The sequence below is a fragment of the Algoriphagus boritolerans DSM 17298 = JCM 18970 genome (assembly GCF_900108085.1).
GTDB lineage: Bacteria > Bacteroidota > Bacteroidia > Cytophagales > Cyclobacteriaceae > Algoriphagus > Algoriphagus boritolerans.
In genome coordinates this window covers 1-23,031 of the sequence record NZ_FNVR01000045.1, presented here as the reverse complement: position 1 = coordinate 23,031, position 23,031 = coordinate 1, and the positions used below count along the sequence as shown (strand labels likewise).

Genomic DNA, 23,031 nt, shown 5'->3' with positions numbered 1-23,031 from the left:
AACTCTTTGCTGAATTTTGGACATTTAAAACCAAAGATGAAGCGGGAGCTTATCTTTCTTATTGGTGTGATCTAGTAGAAGAATCCAAGATTTTTCCATTCATGCAAGCCGCCAAAACTTTGAAAGCGCACTGGTTCGGAATAGTGAGTTATTCAGAAACAAATCTGAATAATGGTATTTTGGAAGGAATAAACTCAAAAATTCAACTCGCTAAAAAAAGAGCCAGAGGATACAGAAATATCCAAAACTTCATCAATCTGATTTATTTTATAGTTGGTAACCTCAAATTCGATTACCCACGGTATTCCATTTAGAACCTTAATTATTGAGTTCCTCTTGATTTAAGAGCAATGAGGATACTTTTTTAAAAATAGCTATCATGTGTCCAAAAAAAAATTTCAGGATTCTTGGATTTGCAGAAACAAAATAATATATATATTTGATTTATAGATATTTAGGGGGAACGGTTTAGAACTTGGGGATTTTTGATATACCCCCTGTGTCAATGCCAGATTGCAGTTGATATAGTACTGTTTTCACATCACAAGGATTTCAAATGATCAAAGCTATTCTCATTGATGATGAATCCCAATGCAGGAATTCGCTATCTTATCAATTAAAAAAATACTGTCCTCAAGTACAGCTTTTAGCCCAATGCAATTCTGTAGAAGAGGGACTCAAAGGCATTGCTCAACACCATCCCGAACTGGTATTTTTAGACATCGAGATGCCGCAGATGATTGGCTTTGAAATACTCCAACAACTCACGGCCACTTCTTTTGAAGTTATTTTTACTACTGAATATGATAATTCCATCAGCCAAACCAATCGTTTGAAGGCCATAGATTTCCTTCACAAACCTATTAATAAACATGAACTCCAGAATGCCGTGGCGAAAGTCAGTATTAAAAAAGATTTTCGTTTAACGGATTCATTAGATAATGTACGGGAAAAACATGAATATAAATTTGCTGCTTTACATAAAATTGCATTACCTGTTTTTGAGGGTTTTGAAATTGTATCCATCGACACTATCATATACTGTTTAGCCGATAGTAATTATACTCACATTGTACTCAAACATTCCAAAAAAATCTTAGTTTCCCGTACCCTCAAGGAAATTGAAAAATTATTAGAAGGACATGGTTTTTTGAGGGTTCATCATTCCCATTTGATCAACCTCAATGAAATTGTTCGATACGTTCGGGGAGAAGGTGGTTTTGTGATAATGAGTGATAGCACCTCAATTTCGGTTTCGCGCAGCCACAAAGAGGTATTACTTCAATTCTTTGTAAAAGGGTTAATTTATTAAAAAAATCAAGTAAAAACAGAATATTATATTGAAAAAACGAAATAAAGTAATTAATATACTGTTTTTATTTGGTGTTTTAAACCAGATCTTGCTGCCACCAGTGAATTGTAATCCCTCAAAACTTATAATTATACCGCTGTGATCGCTTTTGTCACCCCCATCATTTCTACTTGTTAGAATACTTTTATCCAGAATAATTTGAAACCTTAAGGTTACAAAAAGCAAGGCACTCATTAAAATAGTGTATCCACTCACTCATCTCCTCATTTTACTCATCCTTGATTGTCGTGGCTCTTATACATATGTAAATTGAGTTAAATATTTCCAGAGCCAACAATTTTGTTAAAGGCATTAGGCTTGGCAAATTCCTTTTCGGCTCCCGATATGAAAGCCAGCTAGTTCCGATAAAACTCCAAGGTTACCAGTGCGCTTTATTTCATCTTCTTGAACTTGTGAACGATCAATGAAGCTTTGTTTAAATTTTACCCATTTCTTGTTTTCTTATTTCTTTCACTTAACATCTAACCATTATGAAATCCAAATTTTCCCTTCGCGGCAAGATTGCATCAACTTTTTTGATGCTTTTCTTATTCAGTTTACTCTACAGTTGTCAAGAACTTGATCAACTACTTCCTAATTCACAAACTCCTTCAAATGCACAAACTCCTTCAATGGAGAAAGCGGACATAGTTTACGAATGGTACAATTTCATGGAAGTCCGGCAACGAAACGTTACGCCACAACCAGCTCCATTTACTGCTGGGAGGGCCTATGCCTATATTGGCGTTGGCTTATTTGAATCTGTACAACCAGGCATTCCGGGCGGATCTAGTTTTAGCTCCAAACTTTATCAAATGCCTGCTATGCCCAAACCGGATAATTCTAAAGTTTATTCATGGCAGGCATCTGCTAATGCGGCATTGGCAAGTATGTTTAAACAGTTTTTAACCAACTTGTCTGTGGATGACATAGAAAGTATAGATGCTAAGGAGTTAGCCAACTACAATGATTTAAAATCAACTACTCCCGAAAATGTGTTGGAGCGTTCTGCAGCTTTTGGCCGTTCCGTGGCAGATGCCATCTTCCAATGGTCGGGTTCAGACAATTATAGTGTAACAAGTGGAACATATATCCCACTCAGTCAGCCTTGGGCATGGATTCCTACACCTCCAAATTTTGCGTCAGCTATAGCTGATAATTTGCAGTACTCAAGACCGTTTCTGAAGTACACGTTAAACTCCACAGTGCCGCCTGTACCCGTTGCGTATTCTGACGATTCATCTTCTGAATTTTATAAAGCAGCAAAAGAAACACATGACCTGGGCGGTACAATGACTGCTACGGATGCCGATAAGGCCACCGCCAATTGGTGGGCGGACGCAGGCGGGCCGGGCCTTGGTATTCCAGCACCGTATCATTACCTATCGGTTGTAACTAGCGTATTAAAAAGCCAGAATGCCGGGCTGTGGAAAGCCGCTGAAGTTTATGCCAAAACAGGGATTGCTTTAAAGGATGGTCCGATTAATACTTTCAGGGCAAAATACCATTACAACTTTATCCGGCCGATTACCTACATACGCAAAAACATCGACTCCGACTGGCTGTCTCATTTGGGCAACCCACCTTATCCAGAATATCCTTCCGGGCTCGTTGGTTTTTACAGTCCGGTTATTCAGGTATTGATCAAAGAGTTTGGTGACATTCCTGCAACAGACGATTCGTATACCTGGAGAGGCTTACCTGCACGCCAATTTAGTTCACTCAGCCAAATGCTGAAAGAGGCTTCCGATTCAAGGATATATGCGGGCATTCACTACCGTTTTACTCAAGACGCTTCCATTGAAATTGGCGTACAACTGGGCAATGAGATAGATAAAATTAGAGTTGTAGGTCCTGAGTACTAATAGAAAAATTGCTTAGCAATTTGATGTAATAAATAAACGCAAGGGTGTTAGTTTCATACTGAATGACGTTGTTCATTTAGCTGAGACTAACACCTTTTTTATCGGATTTTTCTATAGATAGCTCAGATGCTGCCGCGTAGTGGTTGCATTGTGTTTTTCACAGCCCTGTGGACATGGGTCTAGTACACGGCGGTTAGTTGTAGGTTGTTTTCCGAGGTAGAAATCCAAAAAATTGATCAAATCCACTGCAAGGTTTACTGCAAAGTTGGGGTTTTCCACAAAAAAGGGATGAAATACATCCCTTAAATAACTGAAAATCATCATAGTAGCCTAGCTAGGAATCGAACCTAGATCTAGCGTTTAGGAAACGCTTGTTATTGGGTTTGATTTTAAATATCTGAAAATCAATTGTTTAAATTTTTCCATTGCAGTGAATTATATCCCATTTGATCTCCAACTGCAATATTACTGCAAGGTAAAATTCACCTTTGACAGATTTTTCATCATCCTCTCAGGTACCACCTACCTCGTACAAATCGTGAGAAGGTTTCTGCCAATCCAACAAATCGGAATATTACGATTTGTAATGTTTTTTAGTCATCCTTTTAGTTACCACCTACTTGTTAATGATCAAAAGTAAGTTTGACAAATTTGATCTGACTTATCGTCAGTAGTAGATATGTTGATACATTGTTACCAACTGTCAGTTAGAACTTATTTGGCAACTGGTGTTTTATCGGATATAAATAAAGTATAAAAATAGGTGGTTTCGTTTTGTACTTTCTTTTTAAAAATGAGAAAATACCCAGTACTGGGTATTTTTTAATTGAAGTATGTTTGTTTCTTTGCTTTTTGAGCGATAGGACACTTCCAGAGATCTATAACTCTTTTCAAACTTCAAAAATCTCACCCGACATGAAAAAAATTGCCTTTCTGCTCCTTTTCTTACTTCCATTTGTGAATAGTTGCGAAGTTTCTGGAGATCCTGAACTTTTGGAATTAATGCTTGAAATCAAAAATCAAAACGAAGAATTAAGAGAAGAGCTTCAATCGCTTCAAACTAAGTCGGATTCCATGATTAATGATTTGAAGAGTAGTGCTGCAAAGCAGGAGGAATTGCTTAAAAAGGTCACAGATCTACAACTTGAAATGGGAGAGATTCTTTCCCAAATTGGAATACTCACAGAACAGCTTAATAGTCAAGATGCAGACTTAGAATCAATCAAATCCCAATTGGCTGACCTACAGGAAAAGTATCAGGGAATACTTGAGCAGCTTGAGCAATTACAAAAACTAAGTCAAATCCTATCTGAAATAGAAAAACTGAAAGGACAACTTTTGGACCTCGACGAAAAGTATCAGGTGATATTGGGAGCTTTAGCCCAAAATAAAGAGGAGCTGGATGCCTTGAAATCTCAAATATCCTCCCTTCAATCTCAATTATCAGAAAATCTGGCCATAATAAGTGAACTGACTGGCCAACTTTCAGAGCAAGGTGCTGATATCGAAAATATTCTTAGTCAAATAGAAATACTTCGAGCTAGTTGTGAAGAGATTAAAAGCCTCCTTGAGCAGTTGATTAATCAAAATACCCCTGTTTTTTTTGAGGAAAATGGGATCATCAAATGCTCCCAAGCAAATCCAGGAGATAGGGAATTGGTTAATGGAAAACAGTACGAAGCGGTTGATCGAGCATTATTGATCCAAAGAAGAAATGAAGGGGCTGACTTAACCTGTCTTTGCACTTCCTTAGTTACGGATATGAAAGAGATCTTTAGGGGAACCGAGCAAAATAGGAATACATTCAACCAGCCAATTGGTAGCTGGGATGTTAGTAATGTGGTTAATATGCAAGAAATGTTTTCATTCTCTGATTTCAATCAGCCCCTTGAGAACTGGGATGTGAGTAAGGTGCAGAATATGAGTTTCATGTTTTATTTCTCAAAATTCAACCAAGCGATTAATGGTTGGGATGTAGGTAATGTTAAGGAGATGGCATTCATGTTTTATAAGTCTCTTTTTAATCAACCTGTTGGAGATTGGAATGTCGAAAATGTCGAGACTATGAGATCGATGTTTCAGGCCAGTCCATTCAATAGGCCAGTTGGGAATTGGAATGTTGGAAAGGTGAAAAACATGTTTGCTTTATTTAGTACCACCCCATTTAATCAAGAGCTTGGAAATTGGGATGTGAGTTCTGCCACTGATATGACAGAAATGTTTGATAAAACTCCATTTAATAGGCCAATTGGGAATTGGGATGTTAGTAATGTGAAAGGAATGAATTATATGTTTAATAGCACTCCGTTTGACCAAGACATTTCAAAATGGTGTGTGGAAAGCATTCTGTCCGAACCTAAAAATTTTGCAACAAATAGTCCGCTCAAATCTCAGAATAAACCAAAATGGGGAACCTGTCCAAATTGATGTAGGAAATTAGTCAATTTATAAAGTGACAGGTGAAAACTTAAACATACTTTCTCAAGGTTAAGAGAAAGAGTGTCTAATGATTTCTGATATTAAAATTCATCAAATTTAAATAAGAAAGTGTTTGAGATTTACTTAGGCTTTAGAAAGAAAATGGGCGGCAAATTTTTGTTCATTTTCTTCTTTTCCTTCTTTTCCTTCTTTCTTTTCTTTCATTTGAAAGCTCAAAGCTTCTACCAAGAAAAAGAACCCAAAACTGATTTTTACAGGATTGGACTCGGTGCAGGGACATTTTTTGCTGCTCCCAAACCCAGTTATGATAAAATTGAAAATCAGATTGTCCCAGTTCTTTCTCTTGGATTCGGAAGGAGGTACAATGATCATTTCAGCTTGAGGTCAACTTTTAGTTTCCAACAGTTCTCAAGTGATGAATTGCTAATTCAGGAAGGTACAGGTTTAGAAGTCTCGGAACCTATTTTTCAAGGCTATAATTATGCGTTGGATATCACGCCGACTGTAAATCTGATGCCGTCTTTTCACCACATGAGCAGGCCTATTTTGGATCTATATGCAGGTTTAGGCTTGGGCTATCTTCTAACCTATCGTACTGAGAAATTTATCTTTAAAGAAAAAGATTATGAGTTCAGTTTTTTTGAGTCCTCCTTCTATTTTCCTGCCAGAGTTTCGGCAGTTATCAGATTAGGTATTCTTTCGGATTTGGAAGTTGAAGGAGCATTTTTTTACACCTTTCTCAATGACTCAAAAAGTGAGGGTGGATTGAAAAAAGATTCCGATCATTTCGGACAGTTGAATTTGGTGTATAGGAGGTATCTCAAGTAGTTATAACCTTATCCTTTTTGTATCTGACTCTTAATACAACAGGTTGGTTTTGTCCTTTTTCTTTCTGGACTGAATTGTAAGCAGAATAGAAGCCATTAATTGAAATTAGATGAAAAATGATCTTACTTGATTTTCTAATGAGAATTCTGTTAGGTGAACTATATTAGCATGTTGAAACCCAGTTATTATGAAGAATTTCGTAAGATCGTTTTTTGCTTTTGCTTTACTGTTTAGTTCCTGTGAAACTGAAGAACCCATACCCACTTACACCCTTACTCTATCCGCATCACCCGTAGCAGGTGGTAAAATCACCGTATTTCCTCAATCTCCCAACTATAAAGAGGGAGATTTGGTGACCCTGACGCCAGAACCGAATGAACACTGGGTGTTCAAACAATGGGAAGGTGACGGCACTGGAAATTCAACCCCACTTTCTGTAGTCATGAATTCCAATAAATTGATTGTTGGGGTGTTTATTAAAAGAGAGTATCCACTCAATCTAAAAATTGAAGGAGAGGGAACGGTAGAAGAAAAGATTGTGACCAATCCATCAGGAAGAGAATACCCTCACGGGACAATAGTAGAACTCACTCCCAAACCCAAAGAAGGATGGGTATTTGATAGTTGGAGTGGAGATTTAAGTGGTTCTGAATCTCCCAAGACCGTCACTGTAGAAAAGGAGAAGAATGTGACAGCTAGGTTTAAAGAGATACCAAAATTCTATCTTCATCCCAATGGAGTGACCTGTATGTGTCCCAATACTAAACCAGGAGATAAAGGGATAATAAATGGTATTGAATATGAGTCTGTTGACAATACGCTACTGAGTCAAAGGCTAAGAGATGGAGTTGATTGGAGCAAACTTTGCACTTCATTGGTTACTGATATGAGTAGGTTGTTTTACAATTGGGACATTTATGGGTGCTTTGAAAATTGGGACGTAAGTAAAGTTATAAACATGAATGAGATGTTTTATCAAGCCTTTTTTTCTGATGAATATGATTTATGCTCAAATGATATTGGTAAATATTGGATGCCAAATAATGTAAAATACATGAGTAGAATGTTTAGTAAATCTTCTTTTAATCAATCAATTGGAGGTTGGGATGTTAGAAGTGTTGAAAATATGAATGGAATGTTTAGTGATGCTTCAAATTTCAACCAAAACATTTCAAATTGGTGTGTTCCTAATATTAAGACAGAACCAGAAAATTTCTCTACCAACAGCCCCCTTAACTCCCAAAACAAACCCAAATGGGGAACTTGCCCTGATTAAATGCTCAACACTAACCACCTAACAGAAAAGAGGTGGTTTTTCATTTCCATTTCAAAATATGTCAAGCAAATTACCCTAATCGATCAAATCCACTGCAAGGTTTACTGCAAAGTTGGGGTTTTCCACAAAAAAGGGATGAAATACATCCCTTAAATAACTGAAAATCATCATAGTAGCCTAGCTAGGAATCGAACCTAGATCTAGCGTTTAGGAAACGCTTGTTATTGGATTGTGTTTTTTAATACTGAATATCAATATGTTACAAATTTCAATTGCAGTGAAATAAGTCCCTTTTGACCTCTGACTGCAATTTTACTGCAAGGTGAAATTCATGTTTAATTGAATTTTCATCATCCTCTCAGGTACCACCTACTTGTTAACGATCGTAAGGAAGTTTCAAACTATCCTATCGGAAAATTACGATATATGACCCATCATGATCTTTTCCCTCCTCCCAGGTGCATATGCTGATTAAAATGGCTCACTATAACCGCCGCAAATAGATTTAATAGGTGAAAAATTTTTGAAAAAATCATTTATTGATCGAAAAATACCCAGTACTGGGTATTGTTTAGTACTTGAGACGATCCTAATTTAGAATGTGCAAGTGTCAACAAAATTCTAAACTTCAAATTCGAAGAAAATATATCCAAAATTTTCCTTGCGTAAAATTGAAAAGTGGAGTTCAGAACCCACTCTAAAAAACGAGCCTTATTAAAATTTTATAATATGAAAAATTCTCATTGGGGTAATCTTAAATCCCGCATTATGCTCTTTGTGGCTGCAGGTGCTATGTATTCTTGTAGTCTTGATACTGTAACAGACGACTTACAGGAGGCAGATTTGCAAACCGAACAAACTCAGCAAAACATAAACATGCGGATGGCTCCGACTGTATCTTGTGCTGAAGTTTGTATTGAAGAGGGGAGTGAAATTTACTATCCTGTTTCCGATATGGCTACGGGAACCTCGGGCAAAAACACAAAATCTGTAAGTTACACCGCTTACAACACCGAAACAGATTTTGTTGTGGAAGTGACCTATACCATAACTTCCGGACCTGCAAATGCAAAGGCCACCATTAGCATTGATATTGATGGCGATGAAGTGGAATTCGCAGATGTGAATTCAGGCAGCACGGTCAGCCATACTGTGGCGCTTGGTAACGAATGGGCCGGATGTGATCAGATTGCCTTTAGCGTGGTTCAGGAGGGATTAGGCACTCCAATCTCATTTAGCGAAAGCTATTCCTTAATCCCTGTTTGTCCAGAAGTATCATTAGAAATAGGTGATGCATATCAAGGAGGTATTATTGCCTATATCTTACAAGCAGGTGATCCGGGTTATGATGCCAATGAAACCCACGGTATAATTGCTGCTCCTAGCGACCAAAGTACAAATGCTTTCGCGACGAAAGTGCCAGGATCATTAACACTAACAGGAGCTTCTGGAACAGATTTAGGCACAGGACAAGCAAATACAACAGACATTGTTAATGCTCAAGGAATAGGCATCTATGCTGCGCAAATCTGTAATGATCTAGAATTGAATGGTTATAGCGATTGGTATTTACCCAGCAAAGATGAGTTAAACAAACTCTATGAAAATAGATTGGAAATTGGCAATTTTGCTAGTAGTGGCTATTGGAGTTCTTCGATGGGTGATTTCTACCTAATGTGGTATCAGGATTTCAATAATGGTAACCAAGACATCGCCGGTCAGACCGTACAATTCAGGGTACGAGCGGTCCGGTCTTTTTAACTGCCTGTTTAATCTTTGAAAACAAACCCAAATGGGTTAATGCCTTGAGTGATTGCTTAACACTAAACCACCTTCTTTAAAGAAGGTGGTTTTTCATTTCCACTTAAAAATGTGATGATCTACGTGCCCTAATTAGTCAAATCCACTGCAATGTTTACTGCAAAGTTGGGGTCAGATCACAAAAAAAGGGATGGATACCATCCCTTAATTCATTGATCATAATGTAAGTAGCCTAGCTAGGAATCGAACCTAGATCTAGCGTTTAGGAAACGCTTGTTCTATCCGTTGAACTACAAGGCCATCTTAACTGCACCGCAAGATAAAGCAAATCTCAAATTCTTAGCAAATATTCTGAACTCAACTTGTGGCTTTCCAATCATTTAACCTATCTTTGCACTCCAAATTTAGGATGGACGGGCTCCATCCAATCACTTAATCTAAACAATTATGTCTGTAAAAATCAGATTAGCACGTCGAGGCAGAAAGAAACAAGCCATCTATGACGTCGTTGTAGCTGATGTTAGAGCTCCACGAGATGGACGCTTCATCGAAAAAATCGGAACTTACAACCCGAATACAAACCCCGCTTCCATCAATATCAACAATGAGCGCGCTCTTACCTGGTTGTTGAATGGAGCTCAGCCAACTGATACCGTGAAGGCTATGCTTTCTTACAGAGGTATCATGCTGAAGAAACACCTTCAGATTGGTGTGTTAAAAGGTGCAATCACCCAAGAACAGGCAGACGCTAAATTCAGCGCATGGTTGGGCGAGAAGAACTCTAAAATTGCCGACAAATCCGACAAGCTAGCTTCTGCGAAAGCGGACGCACGTGCCAAAGCACTTGCAGCCGAAACAGCCAAAAATCAGGCTCGTATTGATGCTAAGCAGGCAAAAGAAGATGAACAAAAAGCTTTGCTTGCTGCAGCTGAGGCGGCAAACAATCCAGCTCCTGTAGCTGCTGCTGAAGGGACTGAAGAAGCGGCTCCCGAGGCATCTGCTGAAGGCGAAGCTCCTCAAGCTTAATAAATACTCCCCATGAACAAGGAGCAGTGCTTTCAATTAGGCTATGTGGCCAAAGTTCATGGACTTCGTGGAGAGGTAAATGTGATGCTGGATGTCGATTATCCTGAGGATTATGAAGATCTCAAGCATCTATTCGTCGAACAGAAGGGCAGACTGGTTCCTTTTTTCCTCGAGCACTTTGTGCTTCAACCTGGAAACAAGGCCTTGGCTAAGTTCGAAGAGTTGAATACCATCGACCAAGTAGAAGCGCTAGTGGGTTCGGAGGTTTTCCTCCCACTTACAGAACTTCAGGAATTGGAGGAGGATCAATATTACTTCCACGAATTGATCGGGTTCGAAGTCTTTGATGAGACCAAAGGACTGATCGGACCTGTGCAGATCGTATATGATCTGGAGACTCAGGATCTCCTCGTGGTGACTCATCAGGGAAAAGAAGTTTTGATACCCATTCAGGACGGAATTATTCTCAAAGTGGATAAGGCAGCAAAAAAAGTTTTCTGCCAGCTACCCGACGGTTTACTTGAAATTTATCTGGAAGATTAATCCATGCACATTGACATTATCTCTGTGGTGCCGGGCTTGCTTGAAGGGCCTTTTTCTCATTCTATCCTGAAAAGGGCAGAAGAAAAAGGACTGGCGAGTGTTCGGGTTCACAATTTAAGAGATTATGCCGCTGGCAAACAAAAGCAAGTCGATGACTATGCCTTTGGAGGTGGAGCAGGAATGGTCATGATGATCGAGCCAATCGCCCGATGCATCGAGGCACTTCAGAAGGAAAGAACGTACGATGAAATCATCTACATGACCCCCGATGGAGACACCTTTGACCAGTCTATTGCAAACAGCCTTTCGCAAGTTGAAAATCTCCTGATCCTTTGCGGTCATTACAAAGGAGTGGATCAGCGGGTAAGAGACTTGTTTGTTACCAAAGAGATCAGTATCGGAGACTTCGTCATTTCGGGAGGAGAATTGGCTGCAGCGGTCGTTGCAGATGCCATTATTCGATTGATCCCGGGGGTTTTGAATGACGAAACTTCCGCTTTGACTGACTCCTTTCAAGATGGGCTATTGGCACCGCCGGTCTATACAAGACCTGCAGAGTACAAGGGTGTCGGTGTTCCGGAAGTATTGCTTTCGGGACATGAGGCCAAGATAAGCGAGTGGAGATTTGAAGCGTCGGTTCGCCGGACCAAAGAAAAAAGACCCGATCTGCTGAAAGGCACGGGTTGGGAGTAGGCGAGACAAGAGTTTAAAAAGTAATTCATTTAAGCCACTGCGGTGGCAAACTGCGAAAGCATAAAATATAGAGCTATGAGCGATCTAATGAAAATTGTAGAAGCGGAATACAGCGAGGCGAGAGCCAAATTCCCTTCTTTCAAAGCCGGTGATACCATCAACGTACACGTACGAATCAAAGAAGGTAACAAGGAGCGTATCCAGCAGTTTCAGGGAACTGTGATCCAAAGAAAAAACCCGAATACCAACGGAGAAACCTTCACTGTACGTAAAATTTCTAACGGAATCGGCGTAGAGCGTATCTTTCCTATCATCTCCCCGGCTATCGAGCAAATCGATTTATTGAGAGAAGGTAAAGTGAGAAGAGCCCGTCTATTCTACCTTAGAGGACGTCAGGGAAAGGCTGCTCGAATCAAGGAGAAAATCAGAACAAGAAGCTAATTCTTGTGCGGTTGAAAATCAAAAAAGGAACTCAGAAATGGGTTCCTTTTTTGATTTGTTGTAACTTTAAGAAAATCTGCCATTTATGAATACCACCGTTTCCTATACCGATCCAGGAGCAATGCTCGGAAAAACAGTCCTTAAAATCGGGCAGGTAGTTCTAGCGCTCTTAGCTGTAGCAAGTGGTTACATGGCCTACCTGGCTTCTGAGGGTTTGTTTTCAGGTTGGGATATTGAGATAGAGGAAGATTTGGTTTGGCTATTCCCTCGGATTGAACCGGAAGAATGGATTTTTTATTTTTTCATAGGATTGGCGGTCAAGTTTCTGATTTGGTTGGGTGTTTTAGCTTGGCTGGATAGGAAGATTTGATTTTTGACAGAAAGTAAAAAAAGCCCAAATCTCACGACTTGGGCCCTTTTTCAGACTTCATGCTGAAGACCTCATACTTTATTTCTTGCTTTCAGCCACCGCATGATGCGCCGCTCTCGCTGCAAAAGCCATGTAGGTCAGGGACGGATTCTGAGTAGACGTTGAAGTCATAGAAGCACCGTCAGTCACATAGACATTGGGTACAGCGTGTAACTGATGGTTGCCGTTGAGCATCGAAGTCTTTGGGTCTTTGCCCATGCGAACACCACCCATTTCGTGGATATCCAGTCCTGGTGCCCGCTTATCATCCCGAGTTCTGATATTGGTAAAGCCTGCCTTAGTAAACATCTCAGACATCTGCTCAATATAGTCTTTGATCATCTTCTCGTCATTGTCATCGTACTCGACATTGATTTTGAGTTGAGGAATACCCCATTCGTCCTTTAAGTTAGGATCCAAGGCGACGTAATTGCTTTCTTTTGGGATAGTCTCGCCCATCATATGCGAACCCACATACCAAGGTCCATATTCACTGGGGTTAAGCAGGTTGTTTTTCAACTCCATGCCGATGCCTTCCGAATTGGTTCGGACGCCTCTTCCTGCCGAAAAGCCTGCCGCATAGCCTCTCAGGAAGTCGGTTTCCTGCTTGTACACATTTCGGAATCTCGGGAAATACCCGCTAGTCGGTCGTCCGCCTGAAGTGGTATATTCCGAATGTCCTTCATACTCGGCTGATACTCCTGCTCGATAGTTGTGGAAGGCAACGAATTTTCCAAGTACACCACTGTCATTGCCCAAACCATTTGGGAAGCGGTTGGAAGTAGAGTTCATCAAAATGAGGTTGGAGTTCAGGGCTGCTGCATTGAGGAAGATTACCTCGGCATAGAATTCCTCAGTTTCTTTGGTCAGGCGATCCACGATTCGCACACCGGTTGCCTTTTCTTTTTCCTCATCATAGATGATCGAATGCACCACCGCATCGGGTCTCAAGGTGAGATTTCCGGTTTTCAGTGCCCACGGAATAGTGGATGAATTGGAACTGAAATAGCCCCCAAAAGGACACCCGCGCTGGCAAAGGTTTCTGTTTTGGCATTTTGCCCGACCTTGTTGCGCAAAGAAGTCCAGATTGCCATTGATATGTGCACAACGGGCGGAGATCAGGTGCCGATCATTCCCGTAGTTTTTCTTGAGTTGCTCCGCAAAATACTTTTCGACCACATTCAATTCGTATCCCGGAAGGAATTCTCCGTCAGGAAGTGTAGCGAGTCCGTCTTTATTTCCGGATACACCGGCGAATTTCTCCACATGACTGTACCATTTTTCGATGTCTTTGTATCGGATAGGCCAGTCCACCGCAAAACCATCACGAGCCGGACCTTCAAAATCAAAGTCAGACCAGCGCTGAACCTGTCTTGCCCAAAGCAGGGATTTCCCACCTACCTGGTAGCCTCTGATCCAGTCAAAGGGCTTCTCCTGCACATAAGGGTGCTCGGTGTCTTTGACAAAAAAATGCATCGCATCCTCACGGAATGCATAGCATCTGCTTACTACAGGATTTTCTTCTTTTATTTTTTGTGGTACCTGGCCCCGATGTTCAAACTCGTATGGGAGCATGTTTGTAGTCGGGTAATCCTTGATATGCTCTACGTTTTTTCCCCGCTCTAGCATCAGTGTTTTTACTCCCAGGTCGCAAAGTTCTTTTGCAGCCCATGCCCCGCTGATTCCCGAACCGATGACAATGGCTTGATAGGTTCGTTCCTGATTGCTGCGAATATTCAGATTAGCCATTAATGTGTGGTTTTTGAAGGTCGGTGATCAGGACTGCACCATTGTACTCGCCTGGGATTAGGGAATATGGGATGATTTCGGTTTGGATGTATTCCGATGCCATGTAGCCTTGGATGGTGAGGCGCTTGGTAGAATTCAGGAAATAGGAAATGTTTCCTCTTGCTTTCCCTTCCGCAGTGTCATCTCCTTCCAGTTTTGTTCCTGTTAGAATCAATTCTTCCTTCTCCTTGGTAGAAAGTGATTCGAACATTTTGCCCGCTGTCTCTTGGACATACACCGGGAAGGAAGCTAGTCCTGCGGTGAATTTTTCCTGATTATCCTTGGTAAAACAGTCATTGACCATCACTAAAATAAAATCAGGAACTTCCAGATTCAGTGCTCCCTTTATTTCTCCGGCAGGTATGATGGTATCTGAAATGACCCCCAGGAGTGATTTTTGTGAAGCCGTTACTTTTAGATTTTGGTAGGCGGCGAGGATGTCGTCACTGCTGAAATCACAGGAAGGAATTAATACAAGTCCTCCGGAGATCAGGGCGAGATGCCGCAAGGCGATCCGTCTGTTCATATTGGTTAATTGGGTTTTAAGCTATTGAGGCTAGAAAGTAGGGAAATTTACACGAAATCCACAGCCGAAGGTCAAAAAGACATCGATTGCTCAGTTATCGAGTCAAAACTCCGAACTCACCGAAAGTTGCAGGATTTCTATCAGTGGTTTTTAAAGCTTTGAATCTGATAAATCGGGCTGCGGCTTGATCAAATCGTACCATTTGTTCGATTGGGCTGTTTTGAATATTTGAAAATTCGCCTTTCGAAATTCCTTTCCAGGTTTTTCCATCCAAACTGACTTCCAAGCTGTACTCTGAAATGTATCCGCTGGGATATCTTGCCTGCATCGGCAAATAGGTGAAACCGGAAAGATTAACTTCATCCCGCAAATCCAGCTCCAGCTCATTTTCAGTTGATGTCCAATAAGTTTGAGATTTTTCGTCGATAGCCCAATTGGCATTCGAATCAGAGGTAATTGGTTTCCAATTTCCTTTTGCCAGATCAAAATCAACTCGTGCCACCTCTGAGGTTTTCCCTGATTTTGAATCCACTGCAATAGCCTGGACTGTCGTTGCTTCAAGTACTTCAAAATCTTCGGAATAAGCATTTTCGCCAATTTTAGGAGCATTTCCATCCAACGAGAAATAGATTTGCTGACTTTCTTCGGCTGCTGTGATGCTGACTTTTCCTTCCGGAGTTCGCGAGATTTTGGGAGGAAAAAGCAAAGCAGGAGCGGAGAAAACCCCGATTTCGGAGATTATTGGAATTCCTTTTCCATCCAGGAAGTTGATTCGGATCTTCTGGGCTTCCGTATCTGCAAATCTTAAAATTCGCTTGTAGCCAATCGTCGTTCCTTCTGCGATTTTTTCCCAGTTGCCATTCACTTCTTTTTCCAGGGAAAAAGCTTTGACCCGCTGTCCGAGATTTACAAATTCTTGAAGCAAAAGACGGTTGAAGGAGACGTTTTTCCCAAAATCCAATTCGACCGAAGCTTCGATTTGCCCATCAGGCGTGGTCCAGTAGGTATCAAAATCTCCATCAGCCAGATTTTTGACTTCATATCCTTTTCCTCGATCATCAGCTGATTTTAGTGTAGCGCCTTTTACCAGATTGGTTGCAAAATCCTCTTTGATTTTGGCTGCCATCTTCAAAATCGCCTCCTCGTCTTTTTCATGAATCAATCCTCGCCTATCCACAGGGAAATTGATCAGCAGCGAGCTGTTTTGACCGATACTTTTGTAATAGATCTCCATCAATTCAGGCAAAGTTTTCACCTTATGATCCTCATAGGCATGGTAATACCAACCCGGACGAATGCTTACATCTGACTCTGCCGGAACCCAATGCGTACCGTTTTCCTGTCCGGTGGCCCATTTTTCAGAAAATTCAGGCATTCCGGCATAGACCGAATCCCGCATCAGATTGGACCAGGTGGTCTCGTATGCAAACCCATGTTCGTTTCCCACCCAGCGTACATCAGGGCCCGCATCGCTGAAAAGCATCGCATTCGGCTGAAGTTTTCGCACCAAATCAATCGTCGTCGGCCAGTCGTAATAACTGAATTTATCGACTTTTCGCTCCTCATTTGCTCCACCGTACCAGCCTGTCCCTCCGTTTGCTCCGTCAAACCAGATTTCGAAGATTTCCCCATAATTCGTCAGCAATTCGGTCAGCTGATTACGCATGTAGGTGACGTATTCCGGCTTGCCATAGTCGGGATGATTACGATCCCAAGGCGAATAATAGATCCCAACTTTCAGATCTTCTTCCCGACAGGCATCTACAAATTCCTGAATCAAATCGCCCTTTCCGTCGCGCCAAGGGCTGTTCTTCACCGAATGCTCGGTGTATTTTGAAGGCCAAAGGACAAATCCGTCGTGGTGCTTGGCCGTGATGATCAAGCCTTTCATTCCAGCTTCTTTCGCGATTCTAGCCCATTGTCTGGTATCGAGGGCAGTAGGATTGAACTGCTCCGGCTTTTCATCCCCAAAGCCCCACTCCCGATCGGAAAAGGTATTCATATTGAAGTGGACGAAACCATAATACTGAAGCTCTTGCCAAGCGATTTGGCGTTCGTTCGGAATGGGTAGAATGGGTTCTGGTGGGGCAGCTTTCTCCTGACAATAGGTAAAGCTTAGAATTAGAAATGGCCAGATGTACTTCTTCATGTAATTGGAAATGTGGAGTCTAATTGCCTCTATACATTATAATCGGAGGCAAAATAAGTAGGGCTGATCCTCAATCAAAGCCATTGGTCAGCATAGTTGCCGGAGTATGCAAGTTTCCTTGTAATTTTCCATCATGAAATCGAGCATGCTCCCTTCGGTGACACACAGAGGGATGATTATAATTCATGCGAGATTCCCTATGACCTTTGAAAAAAAATTATAATCATATGAAAAAAGCAATTCTCCTTTTCTTTTTCTTGTTTTCCTTGAGTGCCAACGCTCAAATCCAACTCAAAATCACGGATCAAATCTCCGGGCTTCCGCTAGAAAATGTGCGGGTTAAAGCCAATAAAACGATCCAGCGGACGAATGCTTCAGGCATTGTTGCTTTTCCGGGAGACAACCTGAAATTCTCATTCGCCCTGGAAGGCTATGAAAGCATGGAAAAAACATTTTCAGCAGGAGAATTTGAAATGCAACTGATTCCGACTACACTTAATCTCTCCGCAGTGACAGTGACGGCTTTTGAGTCCGAGCGTCCTCTTTTGGAGCAATCGGCTGCTGTCGTGACTGTATCTGAGCTAGATTTTAGCAGGTTCAATGAAATTTCTCCCGTCAATGCCTTCAATCAAAAGGCTGGCGTTCGCATCGAGGAACGCGCTCCTGCCAGTTATCGGGTTTCCATTCGTGGAAGTTCGCTTCGTTCACCTTTTGGAGTGCGGAATGTCAAAGTGTATTGGAATGAAGTTCCGTTCACCGCTCCGGATGGGACTACAGCCTTAAACCTGCTGGATTTGTCCAATATCAAAAGTGCGGAAGTGGTAAAGGGACCATCCGGAAGTACCTATGGCGCCGGAAATGGCGGTGCGATATCTTTTTTCAGTCGGCCAGATGTAGCCGGAAACCGAATTTCAACGGAGTATTTGGCAGGAGATTTCGGATTGAGCAGATTTAGATTGGGCCTTTCCCAGCAAGTGGGTGAAGGTGGGGTGGAAGCTTCTTTCGTCAGTCAAAAATCAGATGGCTATCGGGAACATTCTGCAGTAGACCGTGAGGTATTTCAGTTGGGAAGCTTTTTCCCAATTTCTGAAAAACAGGAAATCCGGACGCAACTCTTGATCTCAGACCTCGATTATCAGATTCCCGGTGCGCTCAATGCCGATCAAGTCGCTGCGGATCCTACACAGGCCCGGCCAGGATCTGTCAATCAAAACAGCTCCATTTCCCAACAGGCTGTTTTGCTTTCCTTAGGACATTTGTATCGCTTTTCGGAGAAAACCAACAACAACACGACGCTTTATCTGAATACCAATGACTTCGAAAATCCATTTATTCTCGACTACAAAAAGGAACTGGGGTTTGGATACGGATTGCGAACCAAGTTTACTCATGACGGGGAGATTGCGGGAAAAACGCTGCGGTTAATCGCTGGAGGCGAATATCAAAACGGCCTGACCGATGCGCAAAACTTTGGAAATAGAAACGGTGTCGCTGATACGGTGAGATTTGCTGATAAGCTTCGTGCCTATCAGGGGTTCCTTTTCCAGCAGGCAGAGGTGAATTTCACAGATAAGCTGCTGTTCACTTTGGGCTTGAGTGAGAACTTTTCCGGCTATGAGATTGATCGACAAATCGATGCCAGTGGCGGTCGAACAGGAGTTCAATCCCGAAAATTTGATCCGATTGTCGTGCCGAGAGTGGCTTTGAATTATAGAATGAATGGGTTCAGTTCGGTATATGGCTCGATAAGTAGTGGATTTTCACCTCCTACCATTGATGAAGTCAGAACGAATGAAGGAAGTTTGAATCTGGATTTGGAAGCCGAACGGGGGGTCAATTATGAGGTCGGTTATCGATTGGGAAAGGAGAAATTCAACTTTGAGTTGATCGGTTATTTCCTAAAACTGAATGAGACGATCACCACTTTTACCAATGAAAACGGTGTGGTGCTTTTCAGAAATGCAGGTTCTACAGATCAAAAAGGAATCGAAGCGTCTTTCGACTATGCGATTCTGAGAAATGCTGATGGGTTTTTCAAAGACTTTTTGGTAGGGACAGCGTACACCGGGCAGTTTTTTAAGTTTGACAATTACGCCAAGCAGGACAATGATTTCTCAGGAAATGACCTGACGGGCGTGCCTCCGCACAATCTGGTCAGCCGGATTGATTTGAGAACTTCTGTTGGCTTCTATGCAAATCTGACCCATCAATTTACTGATAAAATCCCGCTGAACGATGCGAATACGGTCTTTCAGGATTCCTACAATTTGGTGAATCTAAGATTTGGTTTTGTGAGAACTTTTGGAGGTTTGGATCTGGAAGTTTTTGTCGGTGTGGATAATCTGTTGGATGAAAGCTATTCTTTGGGAAATGATCTGAATGCCTTTGCAGGAAGATTCTATCAGCCTGCCCCGACGAGGAACTGGTATGGGGGAGTGAAGTTGGGGTTGAATTACTGATGGTAGAGATATGCTTTGCGAGATAAGTTTTAAGATAAACTTCGGGAGATATCTCAGCTTTAGCTATATCTTCTTTTTATCTGCGTAGCTATCTTAATTTAATGAGCTATGCTTCGTCAGCTAAATTCTGCTTCTATCTCGGCTTTAGCAATATCTTTGAAAATATCTGCGCAGCTATCTTTAACAAGTTCAAAAATGAAAAAAGTCTTCCTTTCCCTTTATTGCCTTCTAGTATCGATAGTATCCTTTTCCCAAGAAGAAAAAATCGAGACCAAATGGGTTCCCCGTGATCCTCAAAAGTTTGAATCTGTTCATTCAGGTACATTTAATGGCCAGAAAATCACTTTCAAATCGATTGTAGGGGAGACTTTTCTTAAAAACTCCAAAGGTGAAGTCACCGGAGCCTTGTGGTCGACTTCCTATATCCGCGATGGGGTAGATTCCTCCCGGAGGCCGGTGATGTTCATCTTCAACGGAGGTCCGGGCTCGGCAAGTGTTTGGCTTCACATGGGTTTCTTTGGTCCCAAAGTAGTCAAGATCGACTCGGAAGCCAAGGAAGACGACGGAGCAGCACCTTATCGATTGGTAGAAAACAATCAGGCACTTTTGGACTTGACCGATTTGGTTTTTATTGATCCGATCGGCACTGGTTTCAGTCAAATTGAGGGAGTGGGCAAAACGGCTGATTTCTGGGGACTGAATGAAGATGCCGCTTCTATCGCCCAATTTATGCGGATTTGGGTGACCCAAAACGGCAGATGGCAGGCCCCAAAATTTATGGCTGGAGAAAGCTTTGGAACTACTCGAGCTGCGAAAGTGGCCGAAGTACTCGAAGGTGGAGGTCAAAACATGGCTTTGAACGGTATCATTCTCATTTCCCAAGCTTTGGATTATGCGGGTTCTTCGAGTTGGGCGGATAACTTAACTTCCTTTTTCACTTATTTGCCCTCACAGGCTGTCACCGCTTGGTATCATGGCAAAGCCGGACAGGGGAAAACCCTAGAAGGATTCGCACAGGAAGCGAGGGAATTTGCCTATGGAAACTACCTGAAATCGCTCTTTCTTGGAGAAAAACAAACTCAGGCAGAGAAAGAAGTGATCGCTGAGAAACTAGCCTATTTCACCGGTTTGGAAAAAAACTACATCCTCCACTCCGACAATCAGATCCTGATGCATCGCTTCAAAAAGGAATTGTTGCGAGCCGAAGGAAAGGCGATCGGGACCTTGGATGGGCGATTTTTGGCATTGGAGACTGACAAATCAGCCGAAGGCCCTGTGCTTGGGGACCCCAGTGATTACATGGCCGAATCTGCTTACACAGCTGTTTTCAATGATTATTTAATGCGGGATTTGAAAGTGAAAATGGATCGGCCTTACTTTTCCTCTGCTTCGGGAATGGGTGGAAGCTGGAACTGGAAGCCTGTGCCCGATGGAGCTTATTACGAACCGAGCTATGTAAGCACAGCCCGATCACTAAGCGAAGTGATGCATCGGAATACCCAAATCAAGGTGATGGTGGCCAATGGCTATTATGACTTGATCACTCCATTTTTTGACGCGGAATTTACCTTCGCCCGGCATGATTTCCCTCAAGATCGAATTCAAATGACCTATTACGAAGCGGGTCACATGATGTACAACCGACAGGAGGACTTTGACGCCTTGGCTAAGGATGTGCGGGAGTTTTTGGAGGGGATTTTGAAATAAAGATCATGGAAGACGAACTAAAAAATCAAATCGCGGAAAGGTTGGGCGGAGACTTTTAAGAAAATACATAAAGCCGGTGATGACAAGCTTTTGATTCCTGCTGTTTTTAAAAAATGATAATGAGGGAATTTTAAAGGTTGAATCTGCCTTTTAGAACTCAGCAGAGTTTCGAACACTCAAATTGAACTATCAATCACAAAAGATTAAGACCCATAAATATGGAAATGCCAAATTTCAACGCCGAAGAAGTAACCAAAATCATCCGTGGACGCCGTTCCATGTTTCCTGCCCAATTCAAAGAGAACGATTCCGTGGACGATTCTATCATTGAAGAAATGCTGGAAAATGCCAATTGGGCACCTACACATAAGTTTACGCAACCTTGGAGATTCATCGTTTACACCGGTGGAGGATTGAAGAAATTCGCCGATTACCAAGCCGAGATGTACAAAATGAGAGCAGAGAAAAATGGCACCAACTTCATCGAAGCAACCTACCAGAAATTCAAGGAACAACCTTTAAAAGCCTCTCATGTAATCGCAATCCTGATGAAGCGAACGGAGAGTTCGGGCATCCCGGTGATGGAAGAAATCGCAGCCACAGCCATGGCGGTACAGAACATGTACCTCACCGCCTGTGCGCATGGACTGGCCTGCTATTGGGGCACCGGCGGACCGACTTTCTGGGGTGAAGCCAGAGAAGATTTCGGACTGGAAGGGGAAGATATGCTGATGGGCTTCTTCTACGTTGCCAAACCTGCTACCGACAACTGGCCTGCTGGAAAACGCGAGCCGATTGCGGAAAAAGTGGGGTGGATTAGGGAATAAGGTGATTTGTTATTGAGTTATTTAAAAGGAAGGTAGAATCCTTCCTTTTAAATAATAGCATTCGTATATCCTATCATCTCCTTGGATTATATAACTTTTGTACGAATGGATCTATGATATAAACAGATTTTCCATAAATTTCATTTGGAAGAATAGAAGATAATGCTTGATCCAAACTAATTGATTCCTCATTAATTTCAGCCCAATAAAGCAACACTGGAATTATTATTAATTCCACATTTTTAAATCCAAATTCTTTTAAGGAAATTTTTTCATTTATATCTTTTAAAGATATGGAGGCCCTTCTAGGGATATTAATAGGAACATTTTCTGAATATGAAATTCCAATAACAAAGTCATCTTTTATAGTTAGTTTAATATAATATCCTGTATATTTAACACTATCTGTATTATTAATAGGATGAAGCAAGATATTTGACATAACAAATTTTCTAAGATTTTCTTTGCCAAAAACATCTATATTATAATTTTTTTGGGCAAAAGCACCTTGAAAATTTACATAAATCAATAAAAACATTGCCAATCTAATTGCAATTAGTTCCCTTTTGCCCATTTTTATATGCTTGATTAATTAGTCCAATATTATTTTTGGCTCTATATGATTTCTAGTGGGTAACCTGAAACTAAAAATACAATATTTTTTAAATTTGGTTCATGAACAGCAACCAGATTTTCGAAATGGCCTTGGGCTTAGAGCAGCCTTGGTATGTATCCAAGATAGAGATGATCAAGCCTACTGAAGGGCTTCAAGGTCAAATTGACATTTATCTTGATTTTGAAAGAGGGTTCAAGTTTTCTGGAGGCAAAACCCACGATACAGTGGAAAGAACCTGGCAGCATCTTAATTTTTTCCAGCATAAATGCTTTTTACATGCCCGGGTTCCCAGAGTTCAGACTTCGGAAGGGAAAACGGAGACGATAA

20 protein-coding genes and 1 tRNA gene are annotated in these 23,031 nt (G+C 41.5%); 16 read left to right on the top strand and 5 right to left on the bottom strand.

Annotation, left to right across the window (positions count from 1 at the left end):
- The 7 genes from C4S61_RS20685 to C4S61_RS20645 form a co-directional block, all read left to right on the top strand.
- Nucleotides 1-314: transposase (locus C4S61_RS20685; protein WP_146064465.1), on the top strand; the 314-nt coding region annotated here is incomplete at its 5' end.
- A 242-nt stretch (nt 315-556) separates the two neighbouring features.
- On the top strand, nt 557-1,312 hold the full coding sequence (locus C4S61_RS20680; protein ID WP_103926688.1) for a LytR/AlgR family response regulator transcription factor: 756 nt from the start codon (nt 557-559) through the stop codon (nt 1,310-1,312).
- A gap of 530 nt (nt 1,313-1,842) precedes the next feature.
- Nucleotides 1,843-3,216, top strand: coding sequence for a vanadium-dependent haloperoxidase (locus tag C4S61_RS20670; RefSeq protein ID WP_146064464.1), 1,374 nt, complete (start codon nt 1,843-1,845; stop codon nt 3,214-3,216).
- A 915-nt stretch (nt 3,217-4,131) separates the two neighbouring features.
- Complete coding sequence (locus tag C4S61_RS20660) at nt 4,132-5,643, top strand: BspA family leucine-rich repeat surface protein (protein ID WP_103926684.1); 1,512 nt, start codon at nt 4,132-4,134, stop codon at nt 5,641-5,643.
- Nucleotides 5,644-5,811: 168 nt separating this feature from the next.
- The gene (locus C4S61_RS20655; protein ID WP_146064463.1) at nt 5,812-6,483 is read left to right on the top strand and encodes a hypothetical protein; all 672 of its coding nucleotides are present in this window, start codon (nt 5,812-5,814) and stop codon (nt 6,481-6,483) included.
- 187 nt (nt 6,484-6,670) lie between these two features.
- Nucleotides 6,671-7,759: an InlB B-repeat-containing protein gene (locus C4S61_RS20650; protein WP_103926682.1), complete on the top strand. Its 1,089-nt coding sequence runs from the start codon at nt 6,671-6,673 to the stop codon at nt 7,757-7,759.
- Between the two features lie 729 nt (nt 7,760-8,488).
- Nucleotides 8,489-9,520, top strand: coding sequence for an Lcl C-terminal domain-containing protein (locus C4S61_RS20645; protein WP_103926681.1), 1,032 nt, complete (start codon nt 8,489-8,491; stop codon nt 9,518-9,520).
- Between the two features lie 228 nt (nt 9,521-9,748).
- Here the strand turns inward: C4S61_RS20645 and C4S61_RS20640 are convergent.
- A tRNA-Arg gene (locus C4S61_RS20640) sits at nt 9,749-9,820 on the bottom strand.
- Nucleotides 9,821-9,967: 147 nt separating this feature from the next.
- Between C4S61_RS20640 and C4S61_RS20635 the strand changes: the two genes are divergently transcribed.
- The 5 genes from C4S61_RS20635 to C4S61_RS20615 all read left to right on the top strand — a co-directional run bounded on the left by C4S61_RS20635 (nt 9,968) and on the right by C4S61_RS20615 (nt 12,593).
- Nucleotides 9,968-10,546: a 30S ribosomal protein S16 gene (locus tag C4S61_RS20635; protein WP_103926680.1), complete on the top strand. Its 579-nt coding sequence runs from the start codon at nt 9,968-9,970 to the stop codon at nt 10,544-10,546.
- A 12-nt stretch (nt 10,547-10,558) separates the two neighbouring features.
- Nucleotides 10,559-11,089, top strand: a complete 531-nt coding sequence (gene rimM / locus C4S61_RS20630) for a ribosome maturation factor RimM (protein ID WP_103926679.1) — start codon at nt 10,559-10,561, stop codon at nt 11,087-11,089.
- A gap of 3 nt (nt 11,090-11,092) precedes the next feature.
- Entirely contained in the window at nt 11,093-11,782 is a 690-nt protein-coding gene (trmD, locus tag C4S61_RS20625) for a tRNA (guanosine(37)-N1)-methyltransferase TrmD (protein ID WP_103926678.1), read from the top strand.
- Between the two features lie 75 nt (nt 11,783-11,857).
- Entirely contained in the window at nt 11,858-12,223 is a 366-nt protein-coding gene (gene rplS / locus C4S61_RS20620; RefSeq protein ID WP_103926677.1) for a 50S ribosomal protein L19, read from the top strand.
- A gap of 85 nt (nt 12,224-12,308) precedes the next feature.
- Entirely contained in the window at nt 12,309-12,593 is a 285-nt protein-coding gene (locus C4S61_RS20615) for a hypothetical protein (RefSeq protein WP_103926676.1), read from the top strand.
- A 78-nt stretch (nt 12,594-12,671) separates the two neighbouring features.
- On the opposite strand, the gene C4S61_RS20610 is transcribed toward C4S61_RS20615, so the two are convergent.
- From C4S61_RS20610 to C4S61_RS20600, 3 genes are all read right to left on the bottom strand, one after another.
- The gene (locus tag C4S61_RS20610) at nt 12,672-14,381 is read right to left on the bottom strand and encodes a GMC family oxidoreductase (RefSeq protein WP_103926675.1); all 1,710 of its coding nucleotides are present in this window, start codon (nt 14,379-14,381) and stop codon (nt 12,672-12,674) included.
- Nucleotides 14,374-14,946, bottom strand: coding sequence for a gluconate 2-dehydrogenase subunit 3 family protein (locus C4S61_RS20605; RefSeq protein ID WP_103926674.1), 573 nt, complete (start codon nt 14,944-14,946; stop codon nt 14,374-14,376). Before C4S61_RS20605 ends, C4S61_RS20610 begins: the two co-directional genes overlap by 8 nt.
- A 94-nt stretch (nt 14,947-15,040) precedes the next feature.
- A complete protein-coding gene (locus C4S61_RS20600) occupies nt 15,041-17,095 on the bottom strand; it encodes an alpha-L-fucosidase (RefSeq protein WP_103926673.1) in 2,055 nt (684 codons plus the stop codon).
- Between the two features lie 227 nt (nt 17,096-17,322).
- Between C4S61_RS20600 and C4S61_RS20595 the strand changes: the two genes are divergently transcribed.
- The 3 genes from C4S61_RS20595 to C4S61_RS20585 all read left to right on the top strand — a co-directional run bounded on the left by C4S61_RS20595 (nt 17,323) and on the right by C4S61_RS20585 (nt 22,088).
- Entirely contained in the window at nt 17,323-19,554 is a 2,232-nt protein-coding gene (locus C4S61_RS20595; protein WP_103926672.1) for a TonB-dependent receptor family protein, read from the top strand.
- Between the two features lie 195 nt (nt 19,555-19,749).
- Nucleotides 19,750-21,261 (top strand): S10 family peptidase, encoded by a 1,512-nt coding sequence (locus C4S61_RS20590; RefSeq protein ID WP_103926671.1) that lies wholly within the window; start codon nt 19,750-19,752, stop codon nt 21,259-21,261.
- Between the two features lie 218 nt (nt 21,262-21,479).
- A complete protein-coding gene (locus C4S61_RS20585) occupies nt 21,480-22,088 on the top strand; it encodes a nitroreductase family protein (protein WP_103926670.1) in 609 nt (202 codons plus the stop codon).
- Nucleotides 22,089-22,161: 73 nt separating this feature from the next.
- On the opposite strand, the gene C4S61_RS20580 is transcribed toward C4S61_RS20585, so the two are convergent.
- On the bottom strand, nt 22,162-22,662 hold the full coding sequence (locus C4S61_RS20580) for a hypothetical protein (protein ID WP_103926669.1): 501 nt from the start codon (nt 22,660-22,662) through the stop codon (nt 22,162-22,164).
- Nucleotides 22,663-22,763: 101 nt separating this feature from the next.
- Between C4S61_RS20580 and C4S61_RS20575 the strand changes: the two genes are divergently transcribed.
- The coding region (locus tag C4S61_RS20575; protein WP_200820626.1) for a transposase family protein at nt 22,764-23,031 on the top strand (268 nt) is incomplete at its 3' end.

Coding starts and splice junctions, on each gene's coding strand:
- C4S61_RS20615 (WP_103926676.1), top strand. CDS start 12,309: ATGAATACCACCGTTTCCTATACCGATCCAGGAGCAATGCTCGGAAAA.
- rplS (WP_103926677.1), top strand. CDS start 11,858: ATGAGCGATCTAATGAAAATTGTAGAAGCGGAATACAGCGAGGCGAGA.
- C4S61_RS20590 (WP_103926671.1), top strand. CDS start 19,750: ATGAAAAAAGTCTTCCTTTCCCTTTATTGCCTTCTAGTATCGATAGTA.
- C4S61_RS20585 (WP_103926670.1), top strand. CDS start 21,480: ATGGAAATGCCAAATTTCAACGCCGAAGAAGTAACCAAAATCATCCGT.
- C4S61_RS20605 (WP_103926674.1), bottom strand. CDS start 14,946: ATGAACAGACGGATCGCCTTGCGGCATCTCGCCCTGATCTCCGGAGGA.
- C4S61_RS20670 (WP_146064464.1), top strand. CDS start 1,843: ATGAAATCCAAATTTTCCCTTCGCGGCAAGATTGCATCAACTTTTTTG.
- C4S61_RS20645 (WP_103926681.1), top strand. CDS start 8,489: ATGAAAAATTCTCATTGGGGTAATCTTAAATCCCGCATTATGCTCTTT.
- C4S61_RS20595 (WP_103926672.1), top strand. CDS start 17,323: ATGAAAAAAGCAATTCTCCTTTTCTTTTTCTTGTTTTCCTTGAGTGCC.
- C4S61_RS20635 (WP_103926680.1), top strand. CDS start 9,968: ATGTCTGTAAAAATCAGATTAGCACGTCGAGGCAGAAAGAAACAAGCC.
- C4S61_RS20580 (WP_103926669.1), bottom strand. CDS start 22,662: ATGGGCAAAAGGGAACTAATTGCAATTAGATTGGCAATGTTTTTATTG.
- C4S61_RS20600 (WP_103926673.1), bottom strand. CDS start 17,095: ATGAAGAAGTACATCTGGCCATTTCTAATTCTAAGCTTTACCTATTGT.
- C4S61_RS20680 (WP_103926688.1), top strand. CDS start 557: ATGATCAAAGCTATTCTCATTGATGATGAATCCCAATGCAGGAATTCG.
- trmD (WP_103926678.1), top strand. CDS start 11,093: ATGCACATTGACATTATCTCTGTGGTGCCGGGCTTGCTTGAAGGGCCT.
- rimM (WP_103926679.1), top strand. CDS start 10,559: ATGAACAAGGAGCAGTGCTTTCAATTAGGCTATGTGGCCAAAGTTCAT.
- C4S61_RS20650 (WP_103926682.1), top strand. CDS start 6,671: ATGAAGAATTTCGTAAGATCGTTTTTTGCTTTTGCTTTACTGTTTAGT.
- C4S61_RS20610 (WP_103926675.1), bottom strand. CDS start 14,381: ATGGCTAATCTGAATATTCGCAGCAATCAGGAACGAACCTATCAAGCC.
- C4S61_RS20660 (WP_103926684.1), top strand. CDS start 4,132: ATGAAAAAAATTGCCTTTCTGCTCCTTTTCTTACTTCCATTTGTGAAT.